The sequence below is a fragment of the Kutzneria buriramensis genome, from assembly GCF_003387475.1.
Classification (GTDB): Bacteria; Actinomycetota; Actinomycetes; order Mycobacteriales; family Pseudonocardiaceae; genus Kutzneria; species Kutzneria buriramensis.
The window spans coordinates 230845-250954 of record NZ_QUNO01000012.1 but is presented as its reverse complement, the minus strand read 5'-3'; the positions used below and the strand labels follow the sequence as shown (position 1 = coordinate 250954).

General features: G+C 70.9%; 19 protein-coding genes. 7 read left to right on the top strand and 12 right to left on the bottom strand.

The window, feature by feature from the left end; translation table 11 throughout:
• Positions 1 to 2: 2 nt before the first annotated feature.
• The gene (locus tag BCF44_RS32990; protein WP_116178335.1) at positions 3 to 710 is read right to left on the bottom strand and encodes a 3-keto-5-aminohexanoate cleavage protein; all 708 of its coding nucleotides are present in this window, start codon (positions 708 to 710) and stop codon (positions 3 to 5) included.
• Positions 711 to 874: 164 nt separating this feature from the next.
• Here BCF44_RS32990 and BCF44_RS32985 point away from each other — a divergent pair, with 164 nt between their 5' ends.
• On the top strand, positions 875 to 1294 hold the full coding sequence (locus tag BCF44_RS32985) for a hypothetical protein (RefSeq protein WP_147328722.1): 420 nt from the start codon (positions 875 to 877) through the stop codon (positions 1292 to 1294).
• On the opposite strand, the gene ligA is transcribed toward BCF44_RS32985, so the two are convergent.
• From ligA to BCF44_RS32960, 5 genes are all read right to left on the bottom strand, one after another.
• Positions 1280 to 3406 (bottom strand): NAD-dependent DNA ligase LigA, encoded by a 2127-nt coding sequence (gene ligA, locus BCF44_RS32980; RefSeq protein ID WP_116178333.1) that lies wholly within the window; start codon positions 3404 to 3406, stop codon positions 1280 to 1282. The two genes, BCF44_RS32985 and ligA, sit on opposite strands and share 15 nt — an antisense overlap.
• A 106-nt stretch (positions 3407 to 3512) precedes the next feature.
• Positions 3513 to 4262, bottom strand: a complete 750-nt coding sequence (locus tag BCF44_RS32975; protein WP_116178332.1) for a hypothetical protein — start codon at positions 4260 to 4262, stop codon at positions 3513 to 3515.
• A 159-nt stretch (positions 4263 to 4421) separates the two neighbouring features.
• Entirely contained in the window at positions 4422 to 5384 is a 963-nt protein-coding gene (locus tag BCF44_RS32970; RefSeq protein WP_147328721.1) for a serine hydrolase, read from the bottom strand.
• Between the two features lie 200 nt (positions 5385 to 5584).
• The gene (locus tag BCF44_RS32965; RefSeq protein ID WP_116178330.1) at positions 5585 to 6241 is read right to left on the bottom strand and encodes a response regulator; all 657 of its coding nucleotides are present in this window, start codon (positions 6239 to 6241) and stop codon (positions 5585 to 5587) included.
• Positions 6234 to 7274, bottom strand: a complete 1041-nt coding sequence (locus tag BCF44_RS32960) for a sensor histidine kinase (protein WP_116178329.1) — start codon at positions 7272 to 7274, stop codon at positions 6234 to 6236. The genes BCF44_RS32965 and BCF44_RS32960 overlap by 8 nt, the downstream gene beginning before the upstream one ends.
• Positions 7275 to 7385: 111 nt before the next feature.
• On the opposite strand from BCF44_RS32960, the gene BCF44_RS32955 reads away from it, so the two are divergent.
• Positions 7386 to 8732 (top strand): alpha/beta hydrolase, encoded by a 1347-nt coding sequence (locus BCF44_RS32955; protein ID WP_116178328.1) that lies wholly within the window; start codon positions 7386 to 7388, stop codon positions 8730 to 8732.
• A gap of 116 nt (positions 8733 to 8848) precedes the next feature.
• Here the strand turns inward: BCF44_RS32955 and BCF44_RS32950 are convergent, their stop codons facing one another.
• Positions 8849 to 10708 carry a glycoside hydrolase family 9 protein gene (locus BCF44_RS32950; protein ID WP_116178327.1) on the bottom strand — a complete coding sequence of 620 codons (1860 nt, stop codon included), beginning with the start codon at positions 10706 to 10708 and terminating at the stop codon, positions 8849 to 8851.
• Positions 10709 to 11035: 327 nt separating this feature from the next.
• On the bottom strand, positions 11036 to 12070 hold the full coding sequence (locus tag BCF44_RS32945; protein ID WP_116178493.1) for a methionine synthase: 1035 nt from the start codon (positions 12068 to 12070) through the stop codon (positions 11036 to 11038).
• A gap of 244 nt (positions 12071 to 12314) precedes the next feature.
• On the opposite strand from BCF44_RS32945, the gene BCF44_RS32940 reads away from it, so the two are divergent.
• Both BCF44_RS32940 and BCF44_RS32935 read left to right on the top strand, forming a co-directional pair.
• A complete protein-coding gene (locus BCF44_RS32940; RefSeq protein ID WP_116178326.1) occupies positions 12315 to 13058 on the top strand; it encodes a 3D domain-containing protein in 744 nt (247 codons plus the stop codon).
• Positions 13058 to 14389: a cellulose binding domain-containing protein gene (locus BCF44_RS32935; protein WP_116178325.1), complete on the top strand. Its 1332-nt coding sequence runs from the start codon at positions 13058 to 13060 to the stop codon at positions 14387 to 14389. The genes BCF44_RS32940 and BCF44_RS32935 overlap by 1 nt, the downstream gene beginning before the upstream one ends.
• A 63-nt stretch (positions 14390 to 14452) precedes the next feature.
• On the opposite strand, the gene BCF44_RS32930 is transcribed toward BCF44_RS32935, so the two are convergent.
• The 3 genes from BCF44_RS32930 to BCF44_RS32920 are packed head-to-tail and all read right to left on the bottom strand — an operon-like array spanning position 14453 to position 16459.
• A complete protein-coding gene (locus BCF44_RS32930; RefSeq protein WP_246015862.1) occupies positions 14453 to 14845 on the bottom strand; it encodes a hypothetical protein in 393 nt (130 codons plus the stop codon).
• Positions 14845 to 15651, bottom strand: coding sequence for a heavy metal-binding domain-containing protein (locus tag BCF44_RS32925; protein ID WP_246015860.1), 807 nt, complete (start codon positions 15649 to 15651; stop codon positions 14845 to 14847). The genes BCF44_RS32930 and BCF44_RS32925 overlap by 1 nt, the downstream gene beginning before the upstream one ends.
• Position 15652: 1 nt before the next feature.
• The gene (locus BCF44_RS32920; protein WP_116178324.1) at positions 15653 to 16459 is read right to left on the bottom strand and encodes a heavy metal-binding domain-containing protein; all 807 of its coding nucleotides are present in this window, start codon (positions 16457 to 16459) and stop codon (positions 15653 to 15655) included.
• A gap of 74 nt (positions 16460 to 16533) precedes the next feature.
• On the opposite strand from BCF44_RS32920, the gene BCF44_RS32915 reads away from it, so the two are divergent.
• Positions 16534 to 16884: a DUF1304 domain-containing protein gene (locus BCF44_RS32915; RefSeq protein ID WP_116178490.1), complete on the top strand. Its 351-nt coding sequence runs from the start codon at positions 16534 to 16536 to the stop codon at positions 16882 to 16884.
• 72 nt (positions 16885 to 16956) lie between these two features.
• Entirely contained in the window at positions 16957 to 18198 is a 1242-nt protein-coding gene (locus BCF44_RS32910) for a GGDEF domain-containing protein (RefSeq protein WP_246015858.1), read from the top strand.
• Here the strand turns inward: BCF44_RS32910 and BCF44_RS32905 are convergent.
• Entirely contained in the window at positions 18176 to 19069 is an 894-nt protein-coding gene (locus tag BCF44_RS32905; RefSeq protein WP_116178323.1) for a LysR family transcriptional regulator, read from the bottom strand. The two genes, BCF44_RS32910 and BCF44_RS32905, sit on opposite strands and share 23 nt — an antisense overlap.
• Positions 19070 to 19139: 70 nt before the next feature.
• Between BCF44_RS32905 and BCF44_RS32900 the strand changes: the two genes are divergently transcribed.
• Positions 19140 to 20048 carry a serine/threonine dehydratase gene (locus BCF44_RS32900; protein WP_116178322.1) on the top strand — a complete coding sequence of 303 codons (909 nt, stop codon included), beginning with the start codon at positions 19140 to 19142 and terminating at the stop codon, positions 20046 to 20048.
• Positions 20049 to 20110 lie beyond the last annotated feature (62 nt).

Sequence of the window (20110 nt, the reverse complement as noted above, 5' to 3'; positions counted from 1 at the left end):
CGTCAGCCGATACCGAGCATTGCTCGGGCGGCGGCGATCAGGTCGGCGTTGCCCAGGGCGGGCGTGTGGTCGGGGCGGTGCAAGGTGTCCTCCAGGCCCATACGGGTGGCGAGGCCGAGTCGCATGGCCGCACCGAACACGGGCCACGCGGCGTCGTCCTCGCCGTGCAGCAGGATCGGCAGCGTGGACCAGGAAAGGGCGTCCAGCAAGGGTTCCGGCGAATCGCCGGCCTGGACTTCGGCCAAGACCCGGACGGATCCGGCCGGGAAGCCGTTGGCACGCAAGGCCTGTGCGGCCTGCACGTGAAAGACGCCGAGCTCGATGCCGATGCCGGCGGCGTGCAGGGCGGCGCAGACGGCGAGCCAGCCGTCCTCGTGCACGTTCACGGAAGCGGTGTCGGGACGGCCGGCGGCGAGACCGGCCCAGCCGGCCACGAGTTCGGCGCGCCGCACGGGATCCGGCTGGATCCAGGCGCCGGTGGTGACGCCGATCTCCACCCCGGGCACGGCCGCCCGGATGACGGAGACTGCGGTCGCGACCTCGGGCCCGGCCAGCACTTCGAGGCCGGCGGTGTCCCGAGGATGCACGTGCAGCGCGGTCACGCCGAGGTCGGCGACGGCGGCCGCGTCGGCGGCCAACTCCTGGGGCGTCACCGGCAACGCGGAATGCGAGCCCCGCGGCCGATCTCCGTTCAGACAGGCTTGCAGCATGCCTCTGACCGTGCCCGCCCGCGGCCGCAACGGCAATGGCAGCGATTCATTCGATCGAGCTAAGACAGTGTCGGTTGGCGGACAACGGCTTGGACTGTCCGCGACTCCTCCAGTACGTTCCGTTCGGCCAGGGCGTGGGCTCGGCACGAAGCGAGGAGAACCTGATGCGTGGCGGCCATCACCGGGTGGTGCACCCCGAGGCTGCCCTCGCCGTCTCGGCGGGCATCACCGGCATCACGTTCGCGGCGGTGGTCGCGGTGATGGCCGTGCAGCACGCCAGCGACCAGGCGACGGAGGTCCGCAACGCGGGCCAGACGCCGGCGCCCACGCCGACCACCACCTCGGCCACCCCGACGCCGCAGCCGCCGACCACGATCATCGTGCAGCAGCCCGCGCCGGAGACGAAGGTCCTGGTGGTGACCAAGGAGGTGCCGGCGCCGCCGCCGACCACCACCGCCACGCCGCCGCGGAGCACTCCGGAGCCGAGGGACCTGCTGCCCTCGACCCCGCGCGACCCCTACGGCCAGATGATGACCGAGTGGCCCTCGATGGCCGGCAACGTCTTCGACCTATTCGTCCGCTGACTCCTCCTCGGCGCCGACGGTGGCGACCTCGGCCGCCGCGTCCGGCCCCTGCGCCAGCAGCACCCGGAAGCCGTCCTCGTCCAGCACCGGCACCTTGAGCTGGATCGCCTTGTCGTGCTTGGAACCCGGGTTCTCGCCGACCACCACGAACGAGGTCTTCTTGGACACCGAGCCGACGGCCTTGCCGCCGCGCACGATGATCGCCTCCTTGGCCTCGTCACGGGAGAAGTTCGGCAGCGTCCCGGTGACCACGATGGACAGCCCGTCCAACACCCGCGGCGTGGCGGCGTCCTGCTCCTCCTCCATCCGAACGCCGGCGGCGCGCCACTTCTCGATGATGTCCCGGCGCCACTCCCACTCGTGCCACTCCAGGACGGCCGCCGCGATGGTCGGCCCGACGCCGTCGGCCGCGGCCAGTTCCTCCTCGCTGGCGGCGAAGATCCGGTCGATGGAGCCGAACGTCACGGCCAGCGCCCGCGCCGCCGACGGCCCGACGTGCCGGATCGACAGCGACACCAGCACGCGCCAGAGTTCCCGGTCCTTGGCCGCGTCCAGGTTGGCCAGCAGCCGCTCGCCGTTGGCGGACAGCTTGTAGCCCAGCTCGGACTTCTTGTCCTGGGCCCGGAACAGCTCCGTGCGCAGCAACTTCTCCTCGTCGAGGTCGAACACGTCGCCCTCGTCCTCGATGACGCCGGCCTCCAGCAGCGCGGTCGCCGCCTCGTAGCCGAGCACCTCGATGTCCAGCGCCCGGCGGCTGGCCAGGTAGAACAGCCGCTCCCGCAGCTGCGCCGGGCAGGACTGCTGGTTGGGGCAGCGGATGTCGGCGTCGCCCTCCTTCTCGTAGCGCAGCGTGGTGCCGCACTCCGGGCAGTCCACCGGCATCACGAACTCGCGCTCGTTGCCCATGCGGGCGTCGACCACCGGGCCGAGCACCTCCGGGATCACGTCGCCGGCCTTGCGGATGACGATCGTGTCGCCGATCAGCACGCCCTTGCGCTTGACCTCGGACGCGTTGTGCAGCGTCGCCCGCGCCACCGTGGAACCGGCCACCAGCACCGGCTTGGTCACCGCGAACGGCGTCACGCGGCCGGTCCGGCCGACGCCGACCTGGATGTCCAGCAGCGTGGTGGTGGCCTCCTCGGGCGCGTACTTGTACGCGATCGCCCAGCGCGGGGCCCGGGACGTGGAGCCGAGCCGGCGCTGGAGCGCCACCTCGTCGACCTTGATCACCACGCCGTCGATCTCGTGCACGGCGTCGTGCCGGTGCTCGCCCCAGTACTCGACGTGCGCCTCGACCTCGCCCATGCCCTTGACCAGCTTGGTGTGCGGGGACACCGGGAGGCCCCACGCGGCCAGCGCGCGGTAGGCGTCGGACTGGCGCTGCGGCTCGAAGCCCTCGCGCTTGCCGAGGCCGTGGCAGATGAAGCGGAGCGGACGGCTCGCGGTGACCTTCGGGTCCTTCTGCCGCAGCGAGCCCGCCGCCGAGTTGCGCGGGTTGGCGAACGGAGGCTTGCCCGCCGCGACCAGGCCGGCGTTGAGCTCCTCGAAGTCCTCCACCCGGAAGAACACCTCGCCGCGCACCTCGACCAGCCTGGGCTTGGGGAACTCGTCGGTGCCGGTCAGTCGCTCCGGGATGTCGCCAATGGTGCGGACGTTCAGCGTGACGTCCTCGCCGGTGCGACCGTCGCCGCGGGTCAGCGCCCGGACCAGCCTTCCGTCCTCGTAGAGCAGGTTCAGCGCGAGGCCGTCGATCTTCAGCTCGCACAGGAAGTGCGAGTCCTCGCCGATCTCCTTGTGCACGCGGTCGGCCCAGGCGCGCAGGTCCTCCAGGTTGAAGACGTTGTCCAGGCTGAGCAACCGCTCAAGGTGGTCGACCGCGGTGAAGTCGGTGGAGAACGTGCCGCCGACCCGCTGCGTCGGCGAGTCGGGCGTGACCAGGCTCGGGTACTTGTCCTCGATCGCCTGCAACTCCCGCAGCTGCTCGTCGAACTCGCCGTCGGTGACCGTCGGCGAGTCCAGGACGTAGTAGCGGAACTGGTGCCCGCGGATCTGCTCGGCGAGCTCCCCGTAGTGCGCGCGAACGTCGTCGGGAACCTCTTCGGTGCTGGTCACGGGCCTAGATTAGCGGTGACCACCGACAGTTTTCGCGCGCCGCGGGCCGCGGCGGGCGAGGTCGCCCGATGGGTCGACGTCCCCGCGTCGACCGAGTGTCGGACCGCTACGCCTCACCGCTTGGAGTGGTGTGCTCCATGGGATTGCCGTCGGCGTCCTGGCCGGCCAGCCCCCGCACGATCGTCCTCAGCTCCACGAGCGTGATGCCGTGCTCCGGGGCCGCCTCCGCGGTCTCCACGCGGCGCAGGCGCTCCGCCGCCAGCCGCTCGCCCAAGGTCGCGTCGAGCGGCAGGAAGGTCATCGCCGTGCGGGCGTCGTCCGGCAGCGCCGCCAGCTTCGGATGGTGCACGGCGACGTCGACCACACCGGCGTCGCGGTCGACCTGCGCCACCACGCGCACATCGGCCAGCCGCAGGCGGTGCTCGCCGATGTTCACCGTGACCTGCGTCGGGTCCGGCACCGGCGGCACCGAGTCGTGGTACTCCCAGATCAGGTCCTCCGGCGGCGCGGCCAGCTGCCACGCGTCGGTGTACGGCCGCAGGTCGGGGCGCTCCTGGCCGGTGACGACCAGGGCGTAGACGGCGCGCTGGCCGCGTTCCACCGAGAAGTGCAGCTCCGGGTGGATCGCCGCGACCTCCTCGCACAGCAGGTGCTCGATCCGCTTCGGCTCGCTGTCGCCGAGGGCGGAATTGATCCGCGGCAGCAGCTCGTGCCAGCGGACCCAGAAACGCTCGGCCCTGGCCTGCGGGTTCTCCACAGCAGGTTCCAGCCACTCCGCCACCTGGTCGGAGTCGGGCTCGACGGCGGGCGAGGTGTCGTGCGCGGCGTGACGGCGCCGCCACGGGAACCACTTCATCGGCCTATTGTCCGCCTCGGCGCGGGTTTGTCTGCCCTGTTTAGGCCATTCAACCCAGTGAATGCGGCCGGATGCGACCAACCCGTGCGGATACATGAACTAGTTTCGCGTTGACTCGACTCGGCCCCGTGACCAGCATTGACGGAGCGTAAAGCCCGCTCAGCCACCGGCGACGGCCGCGACGGCGGCCTTGCAGACCGCCGAGGCCTGGTCGATGCCGGTCTGCTCGTCGGGCTGCGAGCTGGACAGGAACGCCACCAGGTAGCTGTGACCGCCGTGGCTGATCTGGCCGATGCTGTTGATCGCCCACAGGTCGTTGTCGGAGTCCACCGGCAACCAGCCGTTCTTCAGCGCCGGCGTGGTGCCGGCGTCGGCCGCGGCGGACACGCCCCACACCTGGTCCGGCTCGATCTGGCGCATCAGGCCGAGGGCGTAGTTGCGGGACGCGGCGTCCAGCGGCGACTTGGCCGAGGTGAGCGCGCTCATCACCGACAGCTGGTCGGTGACGGTGGTGGTGGTCAGGCCCCAGTAGTCGTCCGAGCCGGGCACGGTCGCCTTCAGCCCGAACGCGGCGTTGGCGGTGGACATGCCGGCGGCGCTGCCCACGTCGTCCCACAGCGTGGTGGCGGAGTCGTTGTCGCTGTTCTCGATCATCTGAGTGGCGGCCGTGTCCTCGTCGTCGGTGAGCGGCGTGCCCTGCTGCTGCGCCTGGAAGAGCAGCACGGCGAGGATGTCGGCCTTGACGATGCTGGCCGTCGCGTAGGTCTCGGCGGCGTTGTAGCTGGCGGTGACGCCGGTGTCCTCGTCGAGCACGGCGACGGAGAAGTCCCCGGTCTTGTTCGCGGCCAGCGACGCCATCGCATTGGACAGCGCGGCGGTCGGGTCGACCTTGGCCGGCGCGGCCGCGGAACTGGTGACCGGCGCCGGCGTCGGGGTCTTCGCGAGCGTGCCGGTGGACGCGGCGGACTTCGCCTTCGGCTGCGCGGCGCCGGCGACCGAGGTCGTCGCCACACTGCCGTCGACGCCGACCACGACGGCCGCCAGCCCGGCGCCGGCCACGACGGCCGCCAGCAGAACGAGCACACGGTGGCGCGTCCACGCCGGCCCGGAATTTCGACCCATGCCGTTAGCCTCGGCCATACACCTGCGGAGAAGCTGAAGAGGAAACCGTGAAGACCCTAAGAGTTGGCTGTACGGATTGCCAGGGTGCGATCGCCGACACGGTGAACCGAATCGAGTTTTCCCAGCTGGAAACCGGTTTCAACGGCATTCGCAGGCTCCCCGGGAACGGGATGAATCGCCCTCCGGGGTGAAAACCATGATCACGGCGAACCGGGCCGATTCGGCGTGATCAGGCCGGTTTCATAGGCCAGCACCACGAGTTGCGCCCGGTCGCGCGCGCCGAGCTTGCCGAGCAGGTGGCTGACGTGCGTCTTGACGGTGCCGACGCCCAGGTGCAGCTCGGCGGAGATCTCCGCATTGGACAGTCCACGGCCGACCAGCCGCAGCACGTCCTCCTCGCGCCGGGTGACGCCGGACAGCGTCGCCCGCGACGGCGCCGGCGTGCGGCCGAACTCGGCGATCAGCCGGCGGGTGACCGACGGCGCGAGCAGCGCGTCACCGGCGGCGACGATCCGGATCGCGGCCAACAGTTCGGCCGGCGGCGTGTCCTTGAGCAGGAAGCCGCTGGCCCCGGCGCGCAGCGCGCCGAACACGTGACTGTCCAGGTCGAACATGGTCAGCACCAGCACCCTGGTGTCCAGCTCGGCGCAGATCTGCCGGGTCGCCTCGACGCCGTCCAGCACCGGCATCCGGATGTCCATCAGCACCACGTCCGGGCGCTCGGCCCGGGCGAGCGCGACCGCCTCGGCGCCGTTCTCGGCCTCGCCGACGGTGATCAGCCCCGGGTCGCTGTCGATCAGCAGCCGGAAAGTGCCGCGAAGCAACGCCTGGTCGTCGGCGATGAGGACGCTAGTCATAGGGAAGCCTTGCCGACACGGCGAAACCGCCGCCGGGCCGCGGGCCGGCGGCGAGCGAGCCGTCGAACATCACCACGCGTTCCCGCATGCCGACCAGCCCGTGCGACCGGCCCTGATTCGTCACGTCCACCCGCACCTCGGTCGCGGCGACGTCCACCAGCACCTGACAGCTGGTCGGGGCCGCGTGCTTGACGACGTTGGTCAGCGCCTCCTGCACGATCCGGTACACGGCCAGGTCGACGCCGTCCGGCAACGGGCCACCGCGCACGTCCAGGCTGACCTCCACGCCCATTTCCCTTGCCACCGCGGCGAGTTCGGGCAGCTCGTCGAGCCCCGGCGCGGGGCGCAGCGGCTCCTCGGCGCGCAGCACGCCCAGCATCCGCCGCATCTCCGCCAGCGCCTCGCGGCTGGTGGCCTCGATGACCCGCAACGCATCCGGCGCGGAGTCGGGCAGATGGTTGGCGACGCCGGCCTTGACTGCGATGACGCCCAGGCTGTGCGCCACCACGTCGTGCAGCTCCCGGGCGATGCGCAGCCGCTCCTCCACCACCGCCTGTTCGGCCAGTTTCGCGGCGTAGCAACGGTTTCGGCGCACGGAACGGCCGATCGCCCACGCCCCGCCGAGCACCAGCGCACCGAACACGACCGCGCCGATGTTGGAGAAGGTCCAGAACGGACCGGTCACGCCCCGCCCGACCAAGGCCCCGGTGGCGCCCAGGCCGGTGATCGCCAGCACGGTCGGCCAGCGCCGGCCGGTCTCGTCGAGCGCGACCACGTACAGGCAGCATCCCGCCGCGACGAACGGGTCGACCATGATACCGAGCAGCACCGACAACCACGTCATGGTCAGCACGAACGCGAACACCGGCAGCGGCCACAGCCGCCGGATCCCGATCGGCAGCGCGGTTCCGGCCAGCACGAGTATCCGCAGCCACACCGGCGCCGGCGCGTTCACACCGGTGGCGGCCAGCAGGAACATGAGGTAGGAGACTGCGAGCACGCAGTCCCTTGCCGCAAGCCGCCGGATCCCCATCACGCCAACGCTAGCGGACCCGCGCGGCGCTCACATCTGCCTGGAGACAGAGATCGGAACGGGCCTCCAGACAGACGCGCCGCCCCCGCCCTCCCCGGCATCGTGGCCGGCATGAAGCCACTGCTCCTGGCACTCGCCACAGCCGTGTTGCCCCTGACGCCAGCTGCCACGCCCGCGTTGAACTGGTCGCCGTGTCCGAACGACGGCCCCGACCACATGGAGTGCGCCACGCTCTCCGTGCCGCTGGACTGGAACGACCCCGGCGGCCGCAAGGTGACCCTCGCGCTCGGACGGCTCAAGGCGACGGGCCCGTCGCAGGGCACGGTGCTGGTGAACTACGGCGGCCCGGGCGCGCCGGGGGTCGAGGTGATGGGCGGCCGGCTGCTCTCACCGGGCTCCCAGCCGTTCGACCAGCTGCGGCAACACATGGACGTCATCACCTGGGATCCACGCGGTTACGGCCTGCTCGGTGGGATGGGCACCCCGACCATCGACTGGTCGTGTCTCAAGTCCTTACCGAACTCTGGTATGCCGACACCGCCCACGACCCAGGCCGGCTTCGCGGCGCTGGCCGCGTCCAACGCGGCCGCCGCAAACGCCTGCCGCGCGCAGGATCCGACGCTGTTCGACCACATGGACACGCTGTCCAACGCCCGTGACATGGACGCCATCCGCCGTGCCCTGGGCCAATCGAAGGTCAACCTCTACATGGGGTCGTACGGCGGCGTCTACGGCCAGACCTATGCCGACCTGTACCCGGATCGGGTGCGCACCATGGTGATGGACGGCACCGGCGACCACAGCATCGACTTCGACCGCGCCCAGGACGCGCTCGCGCGGGACAATGTCGCTCGCCTGCAACGGTTCTCGGACTGGTGTGCGGCCGACGACACCTGCGCCCTGCACGGCCAGGACGTGCCGAAGGTCGTGGCCACCGCACTGGACGACTGGAGCTCCAGGGTGACGATGTCCATCCGGCTGATCCGCTCCGGCCGTGCGGACTTCCCGCAGCTGGCGACGGACCTGACCAAGGCGGAGCACGGTGACAAGTCGGCGTTTCCCGTCTCCCACATGGGATATCCGGTGTCCGAATGCCACGAGTGGCCCGCGCCGCGCAGCCTCGCCGACCTGACGGCATCCGAGACCCGACTGACCCGTGTCGACCCGGTTCTCGGCGCCGCCGGCACGATGGTCGCCTTCACGCTGGCCTGCGTCGGCTGGCCCGGCGCCGCGAACAACCCACCTCGGCCGCTGCCGGCGCACCTCCCGCCCATGTTGGCCGTCGGGACCTGGGGCGACTTCCCGGCGACGAACCGGGTCGCCTCCCGCGTTCCCGGCAGCGGCTGGATCCGCCACGACGACAGCGGCCACGAGCTCTACGCCACCGGCAATGCGTGCGTGATTCCATTGGTGGACAGGTACTTACTCACGGGCGTCCCGCCGAAGGCCGAGTGCTAGGGGTCCGGCGCGCGTTCTCGGCGTGACGGGAGATCCGGTCCAGGTGACCCTGAAGCTCCGGTGACACGGCGAAGGGCCGCCCGACCAGGAGGCGGGCGGCCCTTCCTTCCCTGCCGTCAGCCTGCCGCAGTCAGGCTGAACGCGAGCGCGGCGGTCGAGGTGAAGTCGATCGCCGGCTCAGAGCTCTGCCACGTGCGCGCGTCGTCCATGTACCGCGACGTGGTCGAGTCGTACGTCTTGTAGGAGGTGATGCCGCACTTCTTGCCGCCGTCGGGCAGGCTGTCGATGCTCTTGAAGAGGCTGGCGTTGTTCGGGCCGTTGACCACCGCGCCGACGGCGACCTTGGTGCCGCCGGTGAGGCTGCCGGCCAGGTTGGCCACCTGGTGCTGCATGCAGTCCGGGAAGGTGCTGCCGACGCCGACCACCAGCGAGGTGCCCCACGCGTTGGAGCCGAGGGTGAAGTCGCGCTGCTGGGTGGCGAAGGCGTCGTAGTCGTGCTTGCCGGTCAGCTGGCCGTAGAGCAGGGCGGTGGCCACGAAGCCGAAGCTGTGGCTGGCGACGTCGAAGTCGGTGACGGAGGCGCCGGTGCGGAACGGGCTCTTGGCCGCCTCGGCGACGCCGTCGGACAGCTGGCGGGCCAGGTCACCGGTCAGCTGCGCCTCGGTGACCGCCAGCTTCGGGGCGTTCGGCGAACGCAGCACCTTGACGAGGTCGGCGTGGGCCTCGGCGCTGGTGTCGTAGACGTTAAGCGTGCCCTTGTCGCTGCTGGCCAGGTAGGAGCTGGCGTACTTGCCGGCGTCGGTGGCCCAGCCGGTGGCGCGGCTGTCGCCGAGCGCGGTACCGGCCAGCGACAGTTCGGTGGCGCCGAGCTCCAGGTCGTCCAGATAGGACGACTCGGGGTAGTAGCCGTGCGGGTAGGCGGAGACGATGCTGCCGCCGGAGGTGTCGGCCAGTGCGTAGATCGCGGCAGCGGTGGACAGGTACTGCTGTGCCTTGGTCTTGTCGGTGGCGGCCAGGTTCTGCGCGGCCACCGCGAACGCCGCCGCCACCCGGCCGGCGAGGTTCGGGCTGATCTTCGCGCCGGCCTTGTTGGCCGCGAACACCGGGCGGAACTTGACGTAGTAGTCGGCGTCGCCGGGCTTGACGTTGAGCGCGTCGTCGGCCTCCGGCAGTCGCCACACGTCGTGGTCGCCGTCGAAGTTCTCCTTGCTGCTGCCGCCGCCGACGCCGACCTGCGCGTACAGCACGCCGTTCTTGGCGTCCCACATCTTGCCCAGGAAGTCCAGGCCGTACCGCGCCTCGGTGGTCAGCGACGCGCTGCCGCGGGCCCGCTCGGACAGCAGCAGGTTGGTCACCGCGTACGAGGTGGTCTCGGTGAACTTGAGGAAGTCGCCGGCGTCGAACCAGCCGCCGGAGGCGTCGACGGTGACGCCGGTCTTGGTCATCTTGCTGGTGATCGTGTCGTCGCCGGTGAAGGTCGGCACGGCGTAGACGGACGCGGTCTTGTCGGCGAGGTGGCTCGGCTTGCGGTTGAGCACGCCCGGGATGACGTTGTCGCCGTCCCGCTGGACCTGGAAGAACTTCACCACGTCGTCGGCGATCGGCGAGTACAGCGCGGCGGCGCTGTCCACCTGGAACTTCGGCGACACCGTGCCGCCGACCTTGATCTGGTAGGTCCCGGCGGTCTGGAGACCGGAGATGTCGATCGGGTAGACGGCGGAGTACGCCGTGCTCCAGTTGCCGGTGCTCGCGCCGACCTTGCCGGTCAGCACCGACTTTCCGGTCGAGTCGACCACGGAGAACGAGGCGCCCGCGTTCGAGGTCGTGCCCATCAGGTAGGCGGCCTTGGTCTCCCCGGTGGCGTAGCCGACCTGGTCGACACGGATCTGGGCGGTGGTGGCGGCCGCCGCGGGCACGGCGAACGTCACCGATGCGGCCGCGGCGAGGGTCGCGATCGCAGCTGTCCCAACTCGCATGGGGTCCTCCGGTACAGGGGCCGGCGGCGGTGGAGCCCAAAAAGTTAAGAAAGTTTCCTAAACGATTGGGTGAAAGCTACGTCACACTCCAGTGGAGGGTCAAGGGGATCTTCTGGACGAAACCGGCCTGAATCGAACCACCAACGCCGGCCGGGAAGCCAAGCGAGCGGCGCAGTTGGCGGCGGGAGCGAAACGAGCCACTCACGTGCGGCGGAAGGTGGCGCGGGCGCGGTGGCGCGGGGGCCGTCGGGCTGCGTCCGGAGAGAAGCCATGGGAGTGGCTCAGGTGGCCCACGAAGCCAAGTGAGCCACTCACGTGCATGGAGACTCACCAGGAGTCCGGGGGCTCCAGGAAGGCCTTGGCGACGTCCCGCGAGAGGGCCATGGCGCGGCGGGCCCAGGCGTGGTCGGCGCCGGAGAGGCCGCAGGTGGGGGTGGGGACCGCGCGCTCGGCCAACAGGGTGCGGGGGAAGCCGAGCTGGTCCACGAGGTCCAGGGCGGGGTCGGCGACCGACTTCAGGGTTAGGGGGCGGCCGGGGTCGGTGCTGGGCACCAGGCCCAGGAACAACACCGCGCCGTCGTCCCAGGTCTCGCCGACCTCGTCGAGTACCTGGGCGGAGGCCTTCCGGAGCAGGGTGACGTCGAACGCGAGGGCGTCGGCGCCGGCTTTGCGGAGGAGGCGGAGCGGGGGTTTGTCGGCGCAGCAGTGCACGATGACGGGCTGGCCGGTGGCCCGCCGGGCGGCCTCGACGACGGTGCCGAGGAGCTCACGGGCCTCGGGCTCGGCGACCGGCGGGACGGTGCCGAGCTTGGACGGGGTGGGCAGCAGGCCGTTGAGCACGGCCGGGAGCATCGGCTCGTCCAGTTGCACGACGACGTTTGCACCCGTCCGCTTGGACACCTCGGCGACGTGTGCGGCGAGCCCCTCGGACAGCGACTCGGTGAACTCCCGCAGCGCGCCGGCGTCGGTCAGCACGCGGTGCCCGCGCGGCAACTCCACCAGCGAGCTCAGGGTCCACGGGCCGGTGAGCTGGACCTTCACCGCCGACGGCTTTGCGCCCCGCTCGACGGCGTCCTGGAAAGCGTCTAGATCGAATCGCATCAGGTCGACGGCCCGGCGGTGGTCGCGGCCGGGCCTGGTGGCGACCCGGTAGCCGGACGGCACGACCTCCACGGCCAGGTCGACCAGCAGGCCGGCGGTGCGGCCGATCATGTCGGCCCCGACCCCGCGCGCCGGCAGTTCGGCCAGGTGCGGCAGGTCGGGCAGCTCACCGACGACGACCCGGTTGGCCTCCCCCGGGTCGGTTCCGGGCAGGGACCCGATCCCGGTCGCCGCGGCCGCGGGCCAAGGTGCGTTCTCCACGGTCACCAGTCTTTCCTCTTTCCCGAAATCTCCCTAAAAAGGTCTAGACCCATTGACGTTGTGGTCTAGGCCACTTACGGTCTGAATGCGACGTGAACCCACCGGGTCGCCCGCCGCGTAGAGCGGAGGGTCACCCCCAGTGGGCGACAGCCGTGGTGTGGGGGCGTGACGCGCCCTCGCCCCCACACCACCCCGCTGTCCGTGCACCACTCTCCGCTCCCCTGCCGCAGAGAGGCCCACGAACATGCGCCCTTCCGCCCTGCTCGCGGCCGCCCTGATGATCATCTCCGGTGCGGTCACGGCCGCCCCGGCCCAGGCGGCCACCTCCTTCCCCGCATGTCAGCACTTCTACACGGGTCCGATCCCGGACCGACCGGTGACCGGCGGCCACGGCCCCGGCACCCTCGTCCCGCCCGTCAACGTCAGCGGCCGGCTGCCCGCCCCGACCGGCGTGGCCGGCGGAGTCTCCGGCAGCACCGTCACCTTCACCTTCAACCGGGTGGCCGGCGCGGTCGCCTACCGGGCGTTCCGCAACGGCCAGGCGCTCCAGTGGATCAGCGACTGGGGCCAGCCGACGCTCACGGTGACCGACAACAGCCCCTGCCAGAACGCGAACTACCAGGTCTACGCCATGAGCGACGCCTCCGGCTCGGAGCCGTCCATCGGCCAGATCTCGACCTCCTACCGGGTCGGTGCGGACAACAAGCTCGCGCCCTGGGCCCTGCCCAAGGGCACGGTGCTCAACTACCGCGTCACCTCCTACAACGACAGCGGGCAGACCGCCCTGGGCTACAACGCCGGCCCCGGCTTCTGCGCGGTCGACGCCCGCAACATCCCGTGGGGCACCAGGTTCACGGTGCCCGGCTACGGCAGCTGCTACGCGGCCGACATCGGCAGCTGGATCAAGGACGACATCGTGGACGTGTGGTTGCCCGGCAACGAGGCCAACGACTGGGGCATCCAGCGCCTGAACCTGGTGGTGAGCTGATGCGCAAGGCCATGCTCGCGCTGGCGGCCGCCCTGCCGGTCGCCGGCCTGCTGATGGCGGCCGGACTGAGCGACGCGGGCGCGGCGACGGCGTCCAGCGCGGTGATCTCCACCGATTCCTCGTGGTCCACGGGCTACCAGGACAAGGTGACGATCACCGCCGGCAGCACGGCGATCACCAGCTGGAAGGTCGAGTTCGACCTGCCCGCCGGCTCCACCATGGGCTCCTACTGGGACGCGCTGGACACGCCCAGCGGGCAGCACCAGGTGTTCACCAACCGTGAGTACAACGGCTCGCTGGCCGCCGGCGCCAGCACCACCTTCGGCTTCCTGGTCAGCGGCACCGGGCAGCCGGTGAACTGCAAGCTGAACGGCCAGCCGTGCGGCGGCGGGAGCACCCCGCCGACGACCACCACGACAACGACCACCACCACGACGACGACCACTTCGCCCCCGCCCCCGACCGGGGCGAAGTTCTCGCCGTACATCGACATCACCTCCGCCACCCCGGCGCTGGCCGACGTCGCCCGCGCGACCGGCCAGAAGACCTTCAACCTGGCGTTCGCGCTGGCCGACTCCACCGGCTGCAACGTGGCCTGGGGCGGCACGATCCCGCTCAACGACTCGCGGGTCATCGGCGAGGTGAACGACCTGCGGGCGCTGGGCGGCTCGGTGACGGTGTCGACCGGCGGCGCACAGGGTCCGTACCTGGAGAACACCTGCGGCTCGGTCTCGGCGCTCACGGCGGCGTACGAGAAGGCCCTGGACGCCGTCGGCAGCAACAGCCTGGACGTGGACGTCGAGGCGTCCATCCCGACCGCCACGGTCAACCAGGCGCTGCTGGCCGTGCAGCAGGCGCGCGGCACGACGATCAGCTACACGCTGCGGGTGCAGGGCCAGGACTACGGCGTCGACCCGTTCTCGGTGTCCATCCTCCAGGACGCCGCCAGCCGCGGGCTGAACGTGCTGGTCAACCCCATGGTGATGGACTTCGGCTTCACCGGCGACTGGGGCCAGGCCATGGTGTCGGCGGCCAACGCCACGATCGGGCAGATGAAGACCGTCTGGCCGTCGAAGTCGGACGCCCAGATCAAGGCCATGCTCGGCCTGACGCCGATGATCGGCGTCAACGACAGCGGCATGGTGACGACGAAGGCGGCGGCCCAGACGGTGCTGGGCTTCGCCCAGTCCAACCACATCGGCCGGCTGGCGTTCTGGTCGGTTGGCCGGGACAACGGCAACTGCGCGAGCGGCGGCGTCTCGCCGACGTGCAGCGGCATCGCCCAGGGCCTGTACGACTTCACCAACCTCTACAAGGGTTTCAACGGCTGACGACGTGATGCAGGGAAGGACGCCTTACCCGCGTTGAGCGAGGGTAAGGCGTCCTTCCCTGCATCAGGGACCGAAGAGCCGGGTGAGGGCCTCGCGGGCGGCGGCGTCCTGGGCGGCGATGCCGTTCAACACCTCGGCGAACACCGTCAGCCACTCGTCCACGCCGACCTGCTTGCGGCTGATCACCACGCCCCGCACCACCTGCCGGATCTCGGCCTCGACGCCGCCGTGCTTGCCGGCGCGCAGCTCCAGGTGCCGCTCGGGCGTCCGAACCACCACGGACGTCGCCTGCCCGCCGCGTCCGAACAGGCCCTTCTTGCGCTCGACCTCCACCATGCCCTCGGGCAGCGCGTCGCCGAGGGTCTCGGTCAGGACCCGGGTGTACGACTCGACGTCCGACCGGTCGGCCTTCAGCGCGGCGACGACCTGGTGCGTGTCCCACATGTTGTCGGCCATCAGTCCACCAACGGCAGCACGAGCTGCGGCTTGGCGATGGTGTGATCGGCGCGCAGCGGCTTGACCGCGGTGCCGATGGCGAAGAACTCGGTGGTGTGCCCGCCCCACCGGTGCGGCAGCGACAGCAGCTGCACGCCGACGATGCCCTCGGCCTGCAACGACTCGGCCTCGGCCTGCATCCGGCTCATCGCCAGCTCCCGGGCGTCGTACAGCGCCTCGGTGAACTGCGGGATCTCCACGTTCTGCCCGACGTTGCCGAGCGCCTGCCAGAACCGCTGGTGCGCAACGTGATAGACGCAGGAGCCCATCACCATGCCCAGCGGCGCGTAGCCGGCCTGCACCAGCGTCCAGAAGTCCTGCCCGGACAGATCGGACGTGAACGGCTTGCCGGTGTTGTTGCGCCACTGCCCCGGCTCGTCGGCCTTCACCGCCGTGCCGACGGCGATGAACTCGGCCAGGTCGCTGCCGAACTCCTTGAACTCGATCTCCAGCCGGACCCCGACGATGCCGTCCGCGCCGAGCACGTCCGCCTCCGCCTCCATCCGGGTCATGGCCAGCTCCCGGGCGTGGTACATGGCGTTGGACAGGACCTCGAGCTCCTGGTTCTTGCTCCACCGGCCGAACTGGAAGCCGACGTGGTAGATGCTGGAGCCGAGCACCATGCCCAGCGGCCGGAACCCGGCCTCCCGCACCAGCAGGAACTCGTTGACGCTCAGGTCCGAGGTGAACAGCGAGGTCTTCTGGCCGGGTTTCATCTCGGCCAGTCGACGCATGGCGTCCTCGGGAATCCCGTCGACGGTGGTCATCTCACTCTCCCTGCCGGCGCAGCGGCATGACGGTCAGCGTGGAGACCGGGGCGGGCCCGGTCGGGTGGAACTGGGCGACGGCCGTGCCGCGGACGTACGCGAGCGCGGCCACCAGGCGCTCGCCGGGCTCCCAGGTGGACAGTCCCATGTGGGCGACGATGCCGCCGTCGGCCCGCACCGACGTCACCGTGTCGTGGAACCGGCGGCGGGCGGCGGCCCGCACCCGGTTGATCAGCGTGGTGTACGAGTCGACCTCGGTGTTCCCGGCGTAGAGCGACATCTGGTACTGCGTGTTGGCGCCGGTGAAGATCGCGTAGGCGGCGCCGACCCAGACCAGCTGCACCGGCGCCCAGCCGGCGAGCATCAGCTTGGCCACGTCGCTGCCGGACAACTCGGTGGTGAACACCGACTTGGGCCGGACGGTGGATCTGGCCCGCACGGCGGTGCCCATGGCCAGGAACTCCTCGCCCTGGCCGAGCTCGGTGGTGGTCAGCCGGACGTCGACGACGCCGTCGGCGCCGAGCGCCTTCGCCTCCTCGCGCATCCGGTCCACCGCTGTCCGGTAGCCCATGCTCAGGCCGTCCAGGTACGGCTGCGCGATGCTGCTGGCGTTGTAGTTGTACGTCGCGGCGTACGTCTGGTAGCGGGCCACCATGCTCTGCACGGTGCAGCCCATCACCTCGCCGACGGGCTCCAGTCCGACGGTCTTGATGCCGGCCGCGGACGGCGCGGACAGCAGCGAGGTCCGCACGCCGGAGCGCTTGGCCCTGTTCAGTCGCTCGACGGCGGCCGGGGGCAACCCGTGCATCGATGACCTCCTCGTCTGTCCACCATCGTGTCACTCACGCGCGTATCGGCAACGTGATCCAGCAGACTGGCCCGATGCTGATCGTCGCCGATGTCCTGGTCGCGCTGGTTGCGCTGATCCACGTCTACATCCTGGTCCTGGAGATGTTCCTGTGGACCGCCCCACGCACCCGCGCCGCCTTCGGCGTGTCCGCCGAGCTCGCCGAACAGACCAAGGCGCTGGCCGCCAACCAGGGGCTCTACAACGGCTTTCTGGCCGCCGGGCTGATCTGGGGGTTGATCGGCAGCCGACCGGCGGAGATCTTCTTCCTGGCCTGTGTGATCATCGCCGGGATCTACGGGGCACTCACCGCCACCAAGCGCATCCTGTTCGTGCAGGTCGTGCCCGGGGCGCTGGCGCTGCTGTTCGTTCTCCTGGCCGGTTGAGCACATTCGGCGCTGGCACTGTCGGCCCGACCCGGTCGATACTGCCCGGACACGACGAGGGGGTGACAGGCGGTGGCCCGACCGTTGCTGGTGCGGCCGGCGAACTGGGCCATCCGCCGCCTGCCGCCCGGCCTCGTCGCGTTCACCGTCGTGGTCGAGCTGGTCGCGGTGGTGCTGCCGTTCCTCTTACCCGGGCAGCCCCCGACGGCCGGCGACTGGCTGCGCTTCGGGGTGCTGCTGGGGATCGGGGTGGCGCAGGCCGAGCTGTCCCGGCGCACCGAGCGGATGCGCCGCTACCTGGCCAGCACCGTGCACGTGAACATGACGTCGGTATGGATCTTCGCCGGCGCCGTGGACCTGCCGGTGGGGCTGGCGGTCACGCTCACCGTGCTGCTGTTCGCCCACCTGTGGGAGCGCATCTGGCGGCAGCTGGCCAGCCGCCCGGCGCACCGGGTGATCTACACCGCCACCACCGTGGTGCTGTCCGTGCTGCCGGTGCGGCCGGTGATGGCCGCGGTCAACGCCGCACTGCCGTTCCTGGACCGTGACGCCCGCGGGCTGATCGCCGTCCTGGTCGCCATGGCGGCCTTCTTCGCCACCAACAGCGTCCTGGTGACGGTCGCCCTCAAGCTTCGCTACCCGGACCTGACGGTCGCGGAGCTGTTCGGCGGCTGGGACGTCAACGCCCTGGAGCTGGCCACGTTGTGCCTGGGCGGGCTGACCGCGGTGGTGCTGATGGCCCACGTCTACCTGGTGCCGCTGGTGGTGCTGCCGATCGTGGTGCTGCACCGAGGTGTCCTCATGCGACAGTTCCAGGAGATGGCCACCACCGACCACAAGACCGGCGTGCTGAACTCGGTGGCCTGGCACGACGCGGCCGCCCGCGAGCTGGACCGGGGCGCCGAGTTCGGCGTGCTGATGATCGACCTGGACCACTTCAAGCGGATCAACGACACGCACGGGCACCTGGTCGGCGACTCGGTGCTGCGCGAGGTCGCCGACACCGTGTGCGACCAGGTCCGCGAGGTGGACGCGGTGGGCCGCTTCGGCGGCGAGGAGTTCGTGGTGCTGTTACCGGGGGCCGCGCTGCCCGACGCCATCCGCGTGGCGGAGCGGATCCGGACCGCCATCGCGGACCTCACCGTCACCGAGGGCACCGCAGCCGTTTCCGCGTTATCGGCCTCCATCGGCGTCTCCGTGCACCCGATGGCCGGGGCGGTGCTGGAGCAGGTGCTCCTGGCCGCCGACAACGCCCTGTACGAGGCCAAACGCGGCGGCCGTAACCGCGTGGTCAGCGTGCTCGACCCGGCGTGAGCAGCCCGACCAGCTCCGCCACCAGCCGCGGCGGCCGCTTCCGGTGGACCACGAAGATCTCCCGGGCGGGTTTGATCCCCGGCAGCACACGCACGGCCAGCCGGTCGCAGTCGACGTCGCCGAGCACGGTCACCGGCACCAGCGAGATGCCCAGGCCGGCGGTGACCAGCGCCAGCGTCACCTCGTAGTCCCGCGTCTCGTACGCCACGTGCGGGCGAATGCCCGCCTGCGTCGCCAGATGCTCCAGGCAGACCCGGTTCGGCACGCCGTGCGCGCCGGAGATCCAGTCTTCGCCGCCGAGGTCCCGCCAGGTGAACTTCCCGTGCGCCAGCCGATGTCCGGCCGGCAGCACCAGCCGCAGCGGGTCGGCGAGCAGCCGCTTGCGGTGCAAACCGTTGTCGGACGGCAGGGTTCCGCCCGGATAGCGGTGCGTGATCAGCACGTCCAGGTCCCGCGAGGTGACCAGGCCGTAGCCGCCGGGCGGCTCGATGTCCACAAGGGACAGTTGGGCCCGCGGGTGCCGTTCCCGCAGCGCGGCAAGGGCTTCCGGCACCAGGAACTTGCCGGCGGAGGAGAAGGTGCCGATGGACAGCGACTCCGGCACGGTCTCGATGGACGCCCGCACCGCGCGTTCGGCGTCCCGCAGCTCGCCGAGCACGCGCTCGCCGTGCCGCAGCAGGACTTTGCCCTGCCGGGTCAGGGTGACGCCGGTCGGGCCGCGCTCGACCAGCCGGCAGCCCAACTCCCGCTCCAGCTTGGCCAGCTGCTGCGACAGCGCCGACGGCGTGAAGGCCAGCCGGGCGGCCGCGGCGCTGATCGAACCGGCATGCCCGATCTCCACCAGCACCCGCAGCCGGGCCGGGTCGAGCATTAAGCGCTCCTAAAGTCGGCTCTGAAATCCTCGCTGGCGATTATGGCCCCGCGGGGTCAGGGTTGGCCTCATGACAACGTTCGTCCCGGCCGCCGAGGTGGCCGCCGCAGCCGCACGGATCCGCCCGCACGTCCGGCGCACGCCGGTGCTTCGGACGTCGCTGCGCGGCCGACCGGTGGTGTTGAAGCTCGAACATCTCCAGCTCAGCGGCTCGTTCAAGCTGCGCGGCGCGGTCAACGCGCTGCTGCGGGGCGAGCGGCCGGCGCGGGTCGTGACGGCCTCCGGCGGCAACCACGGCCTCGCCGTGGCCACCGCCGCCGGGCTGCTCGGGATTCCCGCGACCGTGTACGTGCCGGAGCTCGCCCCCGAGTCCAAGACCCGGCGCATCGAGGCCGCTGGGGCGAAGCTCGTCCGCCACGGCGCCGTCTACTCGGACGCGGCGAAGGCGGCCTTGAGTGCGGTGGGTGCGGGAGAACGTTACCTACCGGCGTACGACCACCCGGACGTGATCGCCGGCCAAGGGACCATGGGCGCGGAGATCGTCGCCGACGCGCCCGACGTGGACGCCGTCCTGGTCGCTGTCGGTGGCGGCGGACTGGCCGCCGGCACCGCGCTGGCGATCGGCGACCGGACGACCGTGGCGGTCGAGCCCGAGGGCTGCCACGCCCTGCACGCGGCGCTCGCGGCCGGCCGGCCCGTCGACACCGCGGTCGACTCCGTCGCCGCCTCGGCGCTGGGCGCGACCCGCGTCGGCGACCTGCCGTTCGCCATCCTCAACTCGCCGCGAACCCGGTCGGTGCTCGTGTCCGACGCGGAACTCCTTGCCGCACAGGACTTCCTGTGGGAGGAGTTCCGCATCGCGGTGGAGCCCGCCGCCGCGGCACCGCTCGCGGCGTGGCTGGCCGACCGGGTGCCGGCGCAGCTGCCATGCATCGTGCTGTGCGGCGCCAACAGCGCGTGGACAGCCGCTGTTAGTTAACAGTTTCGGCTGTTCAGCGGCACTATCGCGCCACTGACACAACAGTGCCACCACGACCGAAA

What these genes read in the sequence shown, in the direction of transcription:
- BCF44_RS32990 (WP_116178335.1), bottom strand. Translation starts at nt 710, where the DNA reads ATGCTGCAAGCCTGTCTGAACGGAGATCGGCCGCGGGGCTCGCATTCC.
- BCF44_RS32985 (WP_147328722.1), top strand. Translation starts at nt 875, where the DNA reads ATGCGTGGCGGCCATCACCGGGTGGTGCACCCCGAGGCTGCCCTCGCC.
- BCF44_RS32975 (WP_116178332.1), bottom strand. Translation starts at nt 4,262, where the DNA reads ATGAAGTGGTTCCCGTGGCGGCGCCGTCACGCCGCGCACGACACCTCG.
- BCF44_RS32970 (WP_147328721.1), bottom strand. Translation starts at nt 5,384, where the DNA reads ATGGGTCGAAATTCCGGGCCGGCGTGGACGCGCCACCGTGTGCTCGTT.
- BCF44_RS32965 (WP_116178330.1), bottom strand. Translation starts at nt 6,241, where the DNA reads ATGACTAGCGTCCTCATCGCCGACGACCAGGCGTTGCTTCGCGGCACT.
- BCF44_RS32960 (WP_116178329.1), bottom strand. Translation starts at nt 7,274, where the DNA reads ATGGGGATCCGGCGGCTTGCGGCAAGGGACTGCGTGCTCGCAGTCTCC.
- BCF44_RS32955 (WP_116178328.1), top strand. Translation starts at nt 7,386, where the DNA reads ATGAAGCCACTGCTCCTGGCACTCGCCACAGCCGTGTTGCCCCTGACG.
- BCF44_RS32950 (WP_116178327.1), bottom strand. Translation starts at nt 10,708, where the DNA reads ATGCGAGTTGGGACAGCTGCGATCGCGACCCTCGCCGCGGCCGCATCG.
- BCF44_RS32940 (WP_116178326.1), top strand. Translation starts at nt 12,315, where the DNA reads ATGCGCCCTTCCGCCCTGCTCGCGGCCGCCCTGATGATCATCTCCGGT.
- BCF44_RS32935 (WP_116178325.1), top strand. Translation starts at nt 13,058, where the DNA reads ATGCGCAAGGCCATGCTCGCGCTGGCGGCCGCCCTGCCGGTCGCCGGC.
- BCF44_RS32930 (WP_246015862.1), bottom strand. Translation starts at nt 14,845, where the DNA reads ATGGCCGACAACATGTGGGACACGCACCAGGTCGTCGCCGCGCTGAAG.
- BCF44_RS32925 (WP_246015860.1), bottom strand. Translation starts at nt 15,651, where the DNA reads ATGACCACCGTCGACGGGATTCCCGAGGACGCCATGCGTCGACTGGCC.
- BCF44_RS32920 (WP_116178324.1), bottom strand. Translation starts at nt 16,459, where the DNA reads ATGCACGGGTTGCCCCCGGCCGCCGTCGAGCGACTGAACAGGGCCAAG.
- BCF44_RS32915 (WP_116178490.1), top strand. Translation starts at nt 16,534, where the DNA reads ATGCTGATCGTCGCCGATGTCCTGGTCGCGCTGGTTGCGCTGATCCAC.
- BCF44_RS32905 (WP_116178323.1), bottom strand. Translation starts at nt 19,069, where the DNA reads ATGCTCGACCCGGCCCGGCTGCGGGTGCTGGTGGAGATCGGGCATGCC.
- BCF44_RS32900 (WP_116178322.1), top strand. Translation starts at nt 19,140, where the DNA reads ATGACAACGTTCGTCCCGGCCGCCGAGGTGGCCGCCGCAGCCGCACGG.